Annotated in this window: 14 protein-coding genes; all 14 read left to right on the top strand. The window is 39.9% G+C overall.

Annotation, left to right across the window (positions count from 1 at the left end; genetic code table 11):
• The first annotated feature begins 1 nt into the window (after nucleotide 1).
• The 14 genes from fliQ (at nucleotide 2) to rpsB (ending at nucleotide 12691) form a co-directional block, all read left to right on the top strand.
• Nucleotides 2-271 carry a flagellar biosynthesis protein FliQ gene (gene fliQ / locus PQ478_RS13795; protein WP_012959374.1) on the top strand — a complete coding sequence of 90 codons (270 nt, stop codon included), beginning with the start codon at nucleotides 2-4 and terminating at the stop codon, nucleotides 269-271.
• Complete coding sequence (gene fliR / locus PQ478_RS13790; protein WP_289234624.1) at nucleotides 271-1047, top strand: flagellar biosynthetic protein FliR; 777 nt, start codon at nucleotides 271-273, stop codon at nucleotides 1045-1047. The genes fliQ and fliR overlap by 1 nt, the downstream gene beginning before the upstream one ends.
• On the top strand, nucleotides 1047-2138 hold the full coding sequence (gene flhB / locus PQ478_RS13785) for a flagellar biosynthesis protein FlhB (protein ID WP_289234623.1): 1092 nt from the start codon (nucleotides 1047-1049) through the stop codon (nucleotides 2136-2138). Before fliR ends, flhB begins: the two co-directional genes overlap by 1 nt.
• A gap of 29 nt (nucleotides 2139-2167) precedes the next feature.
• The gene (gene flhA, locus PQ478_RS13780; protein ID WP_289234622.1) at nucleotides 2168-4204 is read left to right on the top strand and encodes a flagellar biosynthesis protein FlhA; all 2037 of its coding nucleotides are present in this window, start codon (nucleotides 2168-2170) and stop codon (nucleotides 4202-4204) included.
• Nucleotides 4201-5361, top strand: a complete 1161-nt coding sequence (gene flhF, locus PQ478_RS13775; RefSeq protein ID WP_289234621.1) for a flagellar biosynthesis GTPase FlhF — start codon at nucleotides 4201-4203, stop codon at nucleotides 5359-5361. Before flhA ends, flhF begins: the two co-directional genes overlap by 4 nt.
• Nucleotides 5354-6211, top strand: coding sequence for a MinD/ParA family protein (locus PQ478_RS13770; RefSeq protein ID WP_289234620.1), 858 nt, complete (start codon nucleotides 5354-5356; stop codon nucleotides 6209-6211). The genes flhF and PQ478_RS13770 overlap by 8 nt, the downstream gene beginning before the upstream one ends.
• A gap of 134 nt (nucleotides 6212-6345) precedes the next feature.
• The gene (locus PQ478_RS13765; RefSeq protein WP_289234619.1) at nucleotides 6346-7437 is read left to right on the top strand and encodes a protein-glutamate methylesterase/protein-glutamine glutaminase; all 1092 of its coding nucleotides are present in this window, start codon (nucleotides 6346-6348) and stop codon (nucleotides 7435-7437) included.
• Between the two features lie 23 nt (nucleotides 7438-7460).
• Nucleotides 7461-8099, top strand: a complete 639-nt coding sequence (locus PQ478_RS13760; RefSeq protein WP_411810023.1) for a chemotaxis protein CheC — start codon at nucleotides 7461-7463, stop codon at nucleotides 8097-8099.
• On the top strand, nucleotides 8092-8580 hold the full coding sequence (locus PQ478_RS13755) for a chemotaxis protein CheD (protein WP_012959366.1): 489 nt from the start codon (nucleotides 8092-8094) through the stop codon (nucleotides 8578-8580). The genes PQ478_RS13760 and PQ478_RS13755 overlap by 8 nt, the downstream gene beginning before the upstream one ends.
• Before the next feature lie 63 nt (nucleotides 8581-8643).
• The gene (locus PQ478_RS13750; protein WP_289236982.1) at nucleotides 8644-9417 is read left to right on the top strand and encodes a FliA/WhiG family RNA polymerase sigma factor; all 774 of its coding nucleotides are present in this window, start codon (nucleotides 8644-8646) and stop codon (nucleotides 9415-9417) included.
• Between the two features lie 37 nt (nucleotides 9418-9454).
• On the top strand, nucleotides 9455-10834 hold the full coding sequence (locus PQ478_RS13745; RefSeq protein WP_289234617.1) for a flagellar assembly protein A: 1380 nt from the start codon (nucleotides 9455-9457) through the stop codon (nucleotides 10832-10834).
• Nucleotides 10835-10846: 12 nt separating this feature from the next.
• Nucleotides 10847-11182: a hypothetical protein gene (locus tag PQ478_RS13740; RefSeq protein WP_012959363.1), complete on the top strand. Its 336-nt coding sequence runs from the start codon at nucleotides 10847-10849 to the stop codon at nucleotides 11180-11182.
• Between the two features lie 55 nt (nucleotides 11183-11237).
• On the top strand, nucleotides 11238-11804 hold the full coding sequence (locus PQ478_RS13735; RefSeq protein ID WP_289234616.1) for a DUF6115 domain-containing protein: 567 nt from the start codon (nucleotides 11238-11240) through the stop codon (nucleotides 11802-11804).
• 164 nt (nucleotides 11805-11968) lie between these two features.
• Nucleotides 11969-12691, top strand: coding sequence for a 30S ribosomal protein S2 (rpsB, locus tag PQ478_RS13730; RefSeq protein ID WP_031311530.1), 723 nt, complete (start codon nucleotides 11969-11971; stop codon nucleotides 12689-12691).
• Nucleotides 12692-12728 lie beyond the last annotated feature (37 nt).

Below are 12728 nucleotides of genomic sequence, written 5' to 3'. Positions count from 1 at the left end.
AATGAGTTCTGAATTTGTCATAAGCATGGCGGAAAATGGTGTCTGGACAGTACTGATTGTAGCTGGTCCGCTTTTAATCGTTGCATTGGGGTTAGGGCTTTTAGTTAGTATCTTTCAAGCAACCACCCAAATACAGGAACAGACATTAGCTTTCATACCGAAAATTGTCGGGGTCCTTGCATCACTTGTTATTTTTGGGCCGTGGATGCTTTCACAGGTAACAAACTTTGCTTACCAAATATTTAGCAATCTCCATCGGTTTATCGGATAATGATTGAATTTGTTAATCTTCTTCCGGCTTTTTTGTTAGTGTTTGTTCGAGTTCTTGCCTTCTTTTCGGTGCTGCCTATTTACGGCCACAGGTCCATCCCTACGACTCATAAAATAGGACTAGCTCTTATGCTTAGCTGGATTATGATCTTTACATTAGATACACCTGAGGTTTTAATTGACGCTACATTTTTCTTGCTTGTGATTAAAGAAATTTTAGTCGGGCTTAGCGTTGGGCTGATTGCGATGATTTTATTGTATGCCGTACAAGTAGCAGGCGGATTTATTGATTTTAATATGGGATTTATGATTGCTAACGTGGTCGACCCTCAAACAGGAGCGCAGTCTCCATTAATAGGTGGGTATCTATATACGTTTGCTCTATTATTCTTGCTTGCCGTAAATGGACATCATTTATTGTTAGATGGAATTTTTTACAGCTATCAGTTCGTGCCAATGGATCAAGTTTTTCTGCCGTTTGGACAAGAAAACATCGTCCATTATATCGCAACAACCTTCAATGCGATGTTTATCATTGCATTTCAGATGGCTTTTCCGATTGTCGGCTCTTTGTTTTTAGTTGATGTTGCACTTGGGATGGTGTCACGAGCTGTACCGCAAATGAACGTGTTCGTGGTGGGGATGCCGCTGAAAATTTTAGTCGGTTTGCCGCTTCTAATCGTTTATATGTCTGTATTTATTATGGTCGTACAAAAATTATTTGATCAAATGGTGCTCGCAATGCGAACGCTGCTGCAATTATTAGGAGGAGCATAATGGCTTTTCTTCGGATGAATCTGCAATTTTTTGCAGATGAAAAAACTGAAAAAGCAACACCTAAAAAAAGGCAGGATTCCAGAAAAAAAGGGCAGGTTGCTAAAAGTACAGATGTTAATACAGCTATTATTCTTCTTTTAGTCTTTTTATTTTTATGGTTTTTTGGCGGAGCCATCATAGGATCTACGTTGATGGATTTAATGAAACATGTATTTCAAACGTATCTCTTAATGGATGTCACTCCAAGAAGTTTTGAAGCCATGTTTAAAGAAATTGTGATGGAAGCGGCCGTTGTGTTACTTCCAATTATGCTTGTGGCAATGGTTGCAGGGGTTGCGGCGAGCTACATTCAAGTCGGTCCATTATTTACCACTGATCCGCTTAAAATGAAGCTCAGTAAAATTGATCCCATCAAAGGATTTAAAAGAATCTTTTCTGTACGAGCTATTGTTGAATTGCTGAAATCCTTATTAAAAATAGCTTTTGCTGGTGTGGTGGTATTCGTTATTCTGTGGTTTAACTTAGAAGATGTCCTTCTGTTAAGTCAAAAAGCGGTTGCTGATGGATTTTATGTCATTGCCCAGCTGACCGCATTAATGGGTGTAGCTGTTGCTGTCTTGCTTTTGTTTTTATCGATCCCAGATTATCTCTATCAGAAATATGACCATGAAAAGCAAATTAAAATGTCCAAAAAGGATATTAAAGATGAGCACAAAAACATGGAAGGGGACCCGAGGATCAAATCAAAGCGTAAGCAAAAGCAAATGGAAATGGCGATGCAGAGAATGATGCAGGAAGTCCCTAATGCAGATGTCGTTATCACAAACCCGACTCATTATGCGATTGCTTTGAAATATGATGAGGAAAAAGCGGATGCTCCGATTATTGTTGCTAAAGGTGTAGATTATGTAGCCCAGAAAATTAAAGGGATCGCAAGTGAACATGACGTGGTGCTGGTTGAAAATAAGCCGCTTGCACGGGCACTGTATGCCAACGCTGACATAGGAGATCAAGTGCCGGAGGATATGTTTAAAGCTGTAGCCGAGGTGCTTGCTTATGTGTACCGTTTGAAAAACAAGCAAGTGAATTAAATTTGTATGAAAGTTAGGAGAGAAGTTTTGTGAGGCCAAGAGACTTATCGGTATTACTGGGCGTTATTTTAATTGTCGTTATGCTCATTATTCCATTACCACCAGGGATACTGGACTTTTTAATTATTATAAATATTTCTCTTGCGCTCATTATCATTTTAGTTGCAATGAGTACAAATGATTCACTGCAATTTTCGATTTTCCCGACCTTATTATTACTCGTCACTTTATTCCGGCTGGGACTAAATGTTTCTACGACGAGGTCTATTTTAGGTAATGCAGAAGCAGGAAATGTTATCGATACATTTGGTAACTATGTGGTAGGCGGAAACGCCCTTGTCGGGTTTGTTGTCTTTTTAATCTTAATTATTATTCAGTTTGTGGTTATTACCAAAGGGGCTGAACGTGTATCAGAGGTTGGAGCGAGATTCACCCTAGATGCGATGCCTGGTAAACAAATGAGTATTGATGCTGATTTAAATGCAGGAATGATTTCTGATGCTGAAGCGAAAGGCCGTCGTGAGCGTATTGAAAAAGAAGCTGATTTTTACGGGGCGATGGATGGTGCGAGTAAATTCGTAAAAGGTGATGCAATTGCAGGTATTGTGATTGTTATCATTAATATGATTTTTGGTCTTGTTATTGGGATGATGCAAATGGGAATGGATCTTGGAACTGCAGCAACGACGTATACCCTTCTTACAGTAGGCGACGGTCTTGTCAGTCAAATTCCAGCCCTGTTAATTTCTACAGCAACAGGTATTATTGTCACACGTGCCGCCTCAGATGGTAACTTGAGCCAAGATTTAACGAAACAGTTATTTGCCTTTCCGAAAATGCTTTACGTAGCAGCAGGGACGATTTTCTTATTAGGGGTAGCAACACCGATTGATAAATTTGTAACGTTTACGGTGGCTGCACTGCTTGCCTTTGGGGCCTTTCAACTGTCTAGGATAGAGAAGGGCTCCGTTGAAGAGGAAGAAACAGAAGAAACGGAAGAAGAAAAAGATGATATGAAATCACCGGAAAGTGTGGTTTCCCTTCTGCAGATTGATCCGATTGAATTCGAATTTGGCTACGGGTTAATTCCTCTTGCGGATGCAAATCAGGGCGGGGATTTGCTTGATCGAGTGGTCATGATCAGAAGGCAAATGGCACTAGAACTCGGTATGATCGTTCCGGTTATTCGGATTCGTGATAATATTCAGCTTCAGCCAAACGAGTACACGATTAAAATAAAGGGTAATGAAGTAGCAAAAGGTGACCTTTTGCTCGACCACTATATGGCGATGAGTCCTGGTGTAGAGGATGAATCAATTGTGGGTGTTGAGACAGTCGAACCAGCATTTGGTCTGCCGGCTCTCTGGATTGGTGAAGAAATGAAAGAACAAGCGGAACTCTCAGGTTATACAGTAGTGGACCCGCCTTCTGTCGTTTCCACCCATTTAACAGAAGTGATCAAACGCCATGCCCATGAATTATTAGGTCGTCAAGAAACGAAACAGCTTGTTGAACATCTACAAGAAACGTATCCCGCTTTAGTGGAAGAAGTGACGCCTAATACGTTATCTACTGGAGAAGTACAAAAGGTGCTGACCAACTTATTGAAAGAAAACATTTCGATTCGTAATTTGCCGATTATTTTTGAAACATTGGCTGATTACGGGCAGATGACAAAAGATATGGATCTCGTTACAGAGTATGTAAGACAGTCTTTATCACGGCAGATTTCTAGGCAGTTTACAACTCCAGGGGAACCTCTCTATGTCATCACATTAAGTGGAAGTGTAGAAAAGAAAGTTGCTGATGGAGTTCAGCAGACCGAGCATGGAAATTTCTTGTCAATGGATCCTAATGTATCGCAGCAGATCTTAGAATCAGCTGCCGGCGAAGCTGACCGTCTTCAAGGAATGGGTCAAGTGCCTGTCATTCTTTGTTCCCCTGCTGTCAGAATGTATGTGAGACATTTATTAGAACGCTATCTTCCGCATGTGCCGGTCCTTTCTTATAACGAATTAGAAGCAAATGTAGAAGTTCAAAGTGTTGGAGTGGTGAATGCAGAATGAAAATAAAAAAATATACAGCAGCCTCTATGCACGAAGCTATGAAACTAATTCGAGCAGAACTAGGTGATGAAGCGGTTATTCTAAGTTCAAAAGAAGTAGAGTCGGGCGGGTTTCTAGGCTTCTTTACAAAGAAGAAACTTGAAGTCGTAGCAGTCATTGACCCAATGCCTGATTATAAGCCGGCAAAAAGAAATGAGGTAAGAAGAGCACCTGCTGTCTCCTCTGTACAAGTCGAGAGGAATATACAACCAGCCGAGAGAGCAGGACGTTCTGATGAAGATCTAGTCAAAGAAGTGAATGAATTAAAAAAGCTGATAAAAGAAATAAAGCCTGCACAAATGCTTTCTGAACAAGAATATCCTCTGCCCTTTCAAACAATAGAGAACCAACTAAAAGAGCAGGGGGTTTCACGCTCCATACGTGCTGAAATTTTAGGAACTCTCCTTAACGAATGGTATAAAAAGCCGGAACAAGATAGAGACCCGAAAGCTTTACTAAATCAAACCGCAGAATGGCTGAAAAAAGAGCTGTCCATATTACCTGTAGGCGGCCTTCGCTTTGAAAAGAAAATCATTAATATTGTAGGTCCTACCGGGGTAGGCAAGACAACAACCATTGCAAAAATAGCCGCAGAATGTGTGTTAAAACAGCAAAAAAAGGTAGCTCTTATCACGACCGATACCTATCGAATTGCAGCGGTCGAACAGTTGAAAACATACGCCAAGATTTTGAATATCCCGATAGAAGTTGCTTATTCAATAGAAGATTTTAAAAAAGCGAAAGATTTATATAAGCATTTTGATGTGATTCTCGTTGATTCTGCAGGAAGAAATTTTAGAAATAAACTTTACGTCGAAGAGTTATCTAAAGTCATGGACTTTACTGAAGAGGCAGAAACTCTTCTTGTTTTAGCCTTAACTTCTAAATATGAGGACATGAAGCAGATCATTGCTCAATTTTCCCTGCTTCCTATTAAACAAGTTATTTTTACAAAGCAAGATGAAACCTCGTCATATGGTGCCTATATTAATGTCCCGCTAGAATTTGGCTTAGGTGCAGCTTATATTACCAATGGTCAAAATGTACCAGATGATATGAAAGAAGCAACGATCGAACAATTAATTGAACCCGTATTAAAGGAAGCTGAACATGAATGATCAAGCAGAAAGCTTACGACGCATTGTAAGTCATTCGGGCGGACCGGGTGCTAAAGTAGTCGCTGTAGTAAGTGGCAAAGGCGGCGTAGGGAAGTCGAATGTATGTCTTAATTTTGCTCTTAGTTTAATTAAACTTGATAAAAAAGTAGCTATTATTGATTTAGATATTGGAATGGGCAATCTTGATATCTTAATGGGAATGCAATCAAAACGAACGATTGTTGATCTGCTGAAGAGTGAATGGACGATTTGGGATATTATTGAGAAAGGTCCAGAGGATTTATCTTACTTAGCAGGAGGTTCAGGTTTTTCTGAATTGATAGAGCTTAAAACGGAGGACATGGAACGCTTCCTGACTCAATTAAATGCATTAGAGACGGAATATGACTATATATTTCTTGATATGGGGGCAGGTGTGACAAAGGAAGGCTTGAAGTTTATTCTTGCCGCTCATGAAGTGATGGTTGTGACAACACCTGAACCTACTGCGATGACCGATGCTTATGCCATGATTAAATACATCTATTTACAAGATGAGACAAAAGAAATAATGGTGATTGTTAATCGGTGTGAAACAAGCCGAGAAGGAGAACAAACGGCAAGTAACTTTAAAAGAGTAACAAAAGAGTTTCTAAGAAAAGAAATTAGTGTACTTGGAAGCCTGCCAGACGACCGCTCTGTCAGCCGAGCGGTCAAAGCACAAAAACCGTTCGTTCATTTCGATAAAAAATCGAATATATCAAAAGCTATGAGGGAAATGGTTTTACGTTATACAGGTACAAAAAGACCTAAACCCAGCTATTCTTTTAGTCAACTTATTAGAGGACTAAAACGAAAAATAGTTGATTAAAAATAGTTGATTAATGAAAATGAAGTTAATGAAAATGAAGTTAATGAAAATGAAGTTAATGAAAATGAACAATAATGAATGAACAATAACGAAAGATAAACAACGAAATGAAAGAACGCAGGAAGACAGTCCATATGAAAGAGAGAGGTGATCATATGGTAGAGCAGATCAACGTTTTGGTAGTAGATGATTCTGCATTTATGAGAAAAGTAATCAGCGATATGTTGAATAAAGACCCCTATATACATGTTGTAGGTACAGCAAGGAATGGAAAAGAAGCCCTCACAAAACGTGTGTCTCTTGCTCCGGATGTCATTACCTTAGATGTAGAAATGCCTGTAATGGATGGGATATCGACACTTGAACAATTAATGAAGCATGATCCTATTCCTGTGGTTATGATCAGCAGTTTAACAAAAGAAGGAGCTCTTCAAACGCTTCTTGCTATGGAGCTTGGTGCTGTAGATTTTGTTGCAAAAACGTCAGGAGCCATATCCCTAGATCTGCATGTGATTGAAAAAGAAATTGTGAAGAAAGTAAAGCTCGCGAGTCAAGCAAACCTAATGAATAACACAAGTGGGCGCCATATACAGCAAATACCTTCATACCGTCCTTTTGTGACTAAGCACTCAACAAGCAGCAGCAATAAAAAAATGATTGCTATTGGAACATCCACTGGCGGACCTAAGGCATTAAAGGAAGTATTAACAAACCTGCCCAAAGAAATTGATGCACCGATTGTCATTGTTCAGCATATGCCAAGCGGATTTACACAATCTTTAGCCCAACGTTTAGATACGATCTCTCACATTGATGTGAAAGAGGCCGCTGGCGGGGACATCCTTCGAAATGGAACTGCCTATATTGCACCTGGTGGTTCGCATATGGAAATAATGAAAACGGGTCAAGCGTATTCTATTCATCTGAATAAAGGTGACATGAGAAGAGGGCATAGACCTTCAGTGGATGTCTTATTTGAATCACTAGCGAAGTTTCCAGACTTACAAAAAATTGCTGTTATTATGACAGGCATGGGTTCAGACGGCAAAGCAGGTTTAGAGAAGTTAAAAGAAAACGGCCTTTGTTTTTCTATTGCTGAATCGGTTCGTACATCGGTAGTATACGGGATGCCAAAAGCAGCAATCGAAGCACAGTTAGTTGATGAAATAAGTGATCTTGATAAGATAAGTGACCATATTATGCGTCATCTTAATCAATTTAAATGAAGGGGAGTTATCCATTGGGTGAATTGAGAGATCTAAATCAGCTTAAGCCATTTCATTTAGATGTGTTAAAAGAAATTGGGAATATTGGGGCTGGTCATGCAGCTACTTCGCTTTCTACATTATTAAGACGCAAAATAGATATGAAGGTTCCTAATGTTAGAGTGGTTCCTCTGCAGGATTTACCTGATCAAGTTGGGGGAGCAGAGGCGGAGGTAGCTGCTATTTTTTTGCGGATTGAAGGCGATGCGCCAGGCAGCATGTTTTTTTTATCAGAGATCGACCAAGCCGAGCGCTTAATTCGATCACTTATTGAAGACGAGGATTTTCAATTAAAGCAGCCTCCGTTTGATCAAATTGGACTATCTGCTTTACAAGAAGTAGGAAATATCCTCTCAGGCTCTTATCTTTCATCGTTAGCAGACTTTACTAAACTTAATCTTCAGCCTACGGTACCTGGTTTGAGTATAGATATGGTCGGAGCAGTATTAAATTATGGTCTGATGTCAATCTCTGAAGTGAGTGACCATGCGCTTGTTATCGATACTCATATAACAGAAGCAGACAATGAGAGTGAAGAAACGTCAGGTCATTTCTTTCTATTGCCAGATCCTGACTCATTTCAGGTGATTTTTAAAGCTTTAGGGGTGGACGTGGATGAGTGAGGTAATCAAAGTGGGGATGGCAGATTTAAAGCTTGCCGCACCGCCCAATACAATACGCACCTCTGGATTAGGGTCTTGTGTAGGTGTGGTCATCTATGATGAAATGACAAACATTTCAGGCATGGCCCATGTGATGCTCCCTGATTCAAGTCAATCAAAACAAGTAACATTAAATACAGCGAAATATGCAGATACAGCGATTAAAGAATTGTTTAACAAAATGATCGCTGAAGGGGCACGATCTTACTCCCTTAAAGCCAAGATGGCGGGCGGTGCACAGATGTTTACCTTCCAAAGCGGCAGCGATGTGATGAGAATCGGACCAAGAAATGTAGAAGCAGTTAAGCTTGCATTAAAACAATTGAGGATCCCAGTATTGGCGAGTGATGTCGGGGGAAAAAGCGGTAGAACAATTGAGTTCGATCCTGTGACAAAAAAGTTACATATAAGAACCGTCAATCAGGGGACCGTGGCCATTTAGAACACATTTAACGAAGTGAGTTTGATTGGGATGAATGGAATGTAGTGATAGGAGGGACAAATGATGGCACGTGTATCTACTAATGAAAATCAGAAAATTTGGGATAAGTGGTTAACAAGCCGAGACTTAGAGGCTTGTGATGAATTAATTCGTTTATACATGCCGATTGTGAACTATCATGTACAACGAATCTCTGTAGGCCTTCCTAAAAATGTCTCAAAAGACGATCTTACGAGCCATGGAATGTTAGGTTTATATGATGCGCTGGAAAAGTTCAATCCCAATCGAGATCTCAAATTTGATACATACGCATCGTTTCGTGTGCGTGGTGCGATTATAGATGGTTTGCGTAAAGAGGATTGGCTTCCGAGGTCGATGCGTGAAAAAATTAAACGGGTAGAAGCATGTATTCAGCAACTAGAACAAGAGTTTGGAAGAAATGTGAGTGCAAAAGAAGTTGGAGTTAAGTTAGACATGCCTGAAGAAGAAGTCTATCAAATCATGAATGAACACTATTTATCTAATTTATTATCAATCGATGAACGAACAAATGATTCCGACCGAAGCGATTCAAATAACAGTGCCTCTTATTCTGCAACGCTTGTTGACAAACAAACAAAAACACCTGAAGAAAGCCTTATGTTTGAAGCGGTGAAAGAGGAATTAATAAAAGGGATCAATCGCCTATCTGAAAATGAAAAGCTGGTTATTAGTCTATTCTATTTTGACGAGCTAACGTTAACTGAAATAGGCCATATTTTAAATTTATCGACATCAAGAATTTCGCAAATTCATTCAAAGGCACTTTTCAGGATGAATCAGCTCATCAACATATAATCCTTACATGAAATCACTCGTTATTGGGGGCGGGTCAATGTTAGAAATGGATGATTATTTTAAAATAGACGTCTCAACCGATAAAATGCAGGCGCACTTGATTCAAACAAAAGAAAGAAACGAAGAGGATCAACTCACTAGAGACGAGTTAGAGGAATGGTTAAAAGAATACGGTGTTACCCATGGTCTGATTGAAGAATCCCTCTTATTACTTATAAGTGGTGAAACGGTAACATCTCCTCTAAAGGTTGCAGCAGGGCGTCCGGCTGTTAATGGAAATCATGCCTATTTAAAAGCACTATTCCATTCACATGAGACCACAAATGATGATGGCTTAGGGACAGTCAACCTGCGTGATGTTATCGATATCGAGTCAGTGACATCAGGAGAGAAGATCGCTTGTAAAATAGCAGCAACAGACGGGGTCAATGGAGTGAACATTTTTGGTGAAGAGCTAAAAGCAGTTCCTGGCAGAGACTTTGTTTTACGTAAGGGTAAAAATACTCGTGTGGATGAGACAGGACAAGCGGTCTATTCTTTAATAAATGGTCAAGTCAGTATGAGCGAGAAGCAAGTTCACGTGTATCCTATATTTGAAGTCAAAGGTGATGTCGACATGAAAGTTGGAAACATCACCTTTGTTGGTAACGTCATCATAAATGGAAATGTACCAACTGGGTTTAGTGTACAAGCTGATGGAGATATAAGAGTAAGAGGAACAGTAGAGGGAGCACGCCTCCTTGCAGGCGGCTCGATCTATGTAGGAGCAGGGATTGTCGGACAGCATAAAAGTTTTCTTAAAGCTGGGCAGGATATACAAACTACCTTTATCAATGAAGGGGAAGTAGAAGCTGATGGAACGATAGAAGTCACTCAAGCCATTTTGCACAGCTCAAGTATTGCCGGCAGGTCCATTATCTGTACAAAGGGAAAAGGAAATATTGTCGGAGGAACGGTATCTGCAGGAGAAGAGATCCGGGCTAAAACGATAGGCAATGCGATGCAGACAAAAACCTTGCTGTATATAGGAATGAATGCACGCCTTATGAATAAGCAGAAAGCAGCTGAGAGTAATCGAAAAAAGGCCCAGGACGAGTTGGTGAAACTAGGCAAACTGCTAAAAGTGTATATGGACAAACATAAAACCAAGCCTCTTAGCGGAAAAGAGAAGATCTTAATGCTTAGAGTTCAGCATTCCTTTAGAGCTGCTAAAGAATTATTAGATCAATCAACTGACGAGCTTGAATCTTATGGAGTTTCAGAAGAAAGGCAGCGGCAGGGAGCCGTATATGTGCAGCAGACAATCTATCCGAATGTCGATATTCATTTTGGCAAGTACCGCAGAAAGCTTGTAGCTCCTCATCAGTATGCTAGAATTTCTTTAATAGATCGTGAGATTACGATTGCAAGTCTTTAAGGAGATGACGACATGAGTATAAAGCCTATTGAAGTACAAGGTTCCTTTCCGCAATCTCAAAAGACAGGCAAACTTCAAGAACAAATGCAGCAAAGAGGCCAAGTTTCTCAGGAAATTATCGGACAACAGCTAGAAGCGGAAGATCGTTTAAAGCGTAAGCAAGTCACGAAAACACAAGAGTCAGAGAAAAGTAAACTTCAAAAAGAACGAGATCAAAGCAATAAAGATAGGAAAAAAAAGAATAATGAAAATGATTCAAATCAAAAAGGTGCAAACAACAAAAATGATGAGGTTGAGCTAAATAATTCTCATCCTTATAAAGGGAAATTTATTGATTTTTCGGGTTGACCATTCTGTCGATCATGCTGTTTTGTCTTCATGTAAATGAAAGGAAAGGTTCTAGATGGTATATATATTAACGATCAGCTTGCTGCTGCACGGCTTAACGATCCTGTGGATGATGACATTAGCCAAAAAAATAAGCGTTGGGCCACCTTCTGGTCATACTGAAAATGAAAAAGTAAAAAGGGAAATAGAGGATTTACTTTTTGCCTACACATCTGAGATGAAAGAAGAGAATGAACGGCTGCTGCATGAAATAAAGCAGTTAAAAGAGGTGTCTTCTCCTAGTGAAAACAAAAGCAAAGGAGAAAATAACGAGCAAGGTCAGTCAACCTCTCTTCAGCAAGATAAAAGGGATGGGAAAACATCTAAAAGCCGGGATGATCATCCTCAAATTAAGAAGCCTGTAAATATTGAGCAGGAAAAAGATCCGTTCCTAGACGAAAAATACAATGACTATCTTCCACCTTCACCTTCATCTAATGAAGAATCAGCAGCGATTTTTGAGCAGTCTGACACGGCAAATGTATTGATGCTGTCAAAAAGAGGGCTAACTGCCGAACAAATTGCCAAACAACTTCAATTAGGCAAAGGGGAAGTAGAACTTATTTTGAAATTTTATCGCTAAAAGAAGTTGGAATAACTTGCAACAAGGCATTGGATGTGGTATATTAATCCACGGTGTTAATCACACACGCCTCTAATTTAAGCGTTGGTGCTGCATTTGCAGTCTCGCTTAAAGATGATGAGAGCGGAGGACAAAAAAACCATTTATTGAAGGAGGTGTTTGATGTGGCAGTAATCTCCATGAAACAATTACTAGAAGCTGGGGTACACTTCGGTCACCAGACTCGTCGCTGGAACCCAAAAATGGATCGCTACATCTTCACAGAACGTAACGGAATTTATATCATTGATCTTCAAAAGACAGTGAAAAAAGTTGAGCAAGCGTACAACTTTGTACGTGACTTAGCAGCTGACGGAGGGAAAATCCTTTTCGTTGGTACTAAAAAACAAGCTCAAGATTCAGTAAAAGAAGAAGCTGAGCGTTGTGGCATGTACTACATCAACCAACGTTGGTTAGGTGGTACTCTTACTAACTTTGAAACAATCCAAAAACGTATTACTCGTCTTAAGAATCTAGAGAAAATGCAAGAAGACGGCACGTTTGATGTTCTTCCTAAGAAAGAAGTAATTCTTCTTAAGAAAGAAATGGATCGTCTTGAAAAGTTCTTAGGCGGTATTAAAGACATGCAAGGAATTCCAGATGCACTATTCGTTATCGACCCACGTAAAGAGCGCATTGCAATTGCGGAAGCTCACAAGCTGAACATTCCAATTGTTGCGATTGTAGATACGAACTGTGATCCAGATGAAATTGACTATGTAATCCCTGGTAACGATGATGCAATTCGTGCAGTAAAACTTCTTACTGGTAAAATGGCGGATGCGGTGATCGAAGCTACTTCAGGTGAGGAAGAAGAAGTAGTTGCTGAAGAAACAACTACTGCTTAATTTCATTTGATCAAAAAGGGTGGTGAAGGGGATGACC

Origin of the sequence: Alkalihalophilus pseudofirmus (assembly GCF_029094545.1) — a bacterium.
Taxonomy (GTDB): Bacteria; Bacillota; Bacilli; order Bacillales; family Bacillaceae_D; genus Alkalihalophilus; species Alkalihalophilus pseudofirmus.
This window is presented reverse-complemented; position numbering and strand designations above follow the sequence as displayed.

Coding starts and splice junctions, on each gene's coding strand:
- fliQ (WP_012959374.1), top strand. CDS start 2: ATGAGTTCTGAATTTGTCATAAGCATGGCGGAAAATGGTGTCTGGACA.
- fliR (WP_289234624.1), top strand. CDS start 271: ATGATTGAATTTGTTAATCTTCTTCCGGCTTTTTTGTTAGTGTTTGTT.
- flhB (WP_289234623.1), top strand. CDS start 1,047: ATGGCTTTTCTTCGGATGAATCTGCAATTTTTTGCAGATGAAAAAACT.
- flhF (WP_289234621.1), top strand. CDS start 4,201: ATGAAAATAAAAAAATATACAGCAGCCTCTATGCACGAAGCTATGAAA.
- PQ478_RS13770 (WP_289234620.1), top strand. CDS start 5,354: ATGAATGATCAAGCAGAAAGCTTACGACGCATTGTAAGTCATTCGGGC.
- PQ478_RS13765 (WP_289234619.1), top strand. CDS start 6,346: ATGAAAGAGAGAGGTGATCATATGGTAGAGCAGATCAACGTTTTGGTA.
- PQ478_RS13755 (WP_012959366.1), top strand. CDS start 8,092: ATGAGTGAGGTAATCAAAGTGGGGATGGCAGATTTAAAGCTTGCCGCA.
- PQ478_RS13750 (WP_289236982.1), top strand. CDS start 8,644: ATGGCACGTGTATCTACTAATGAAAATCAGAAAATTTGGGATAAGTGG.
- PQ478_RS13745 (WP_289234617.1), top strand. CDS start 9,455: ATGTTAGAAATGGATGATTATTTTAAAATAGACGTCTCAACCGATAAA.
- PQ478_RS13740 (WP_012959363.1), top strand. CDS start 10,847: ATGAGTATAAAGCCTATTGAAGTACAAGGTTCCTTTCCGCAATCTCAA.
- PQ478_RS13735 (WP_289234616.1), top strand. CDS start 11,238: ATGGTATATATATTAACGATCAGCTTGCTGCTGCACGGCTTAACGATC.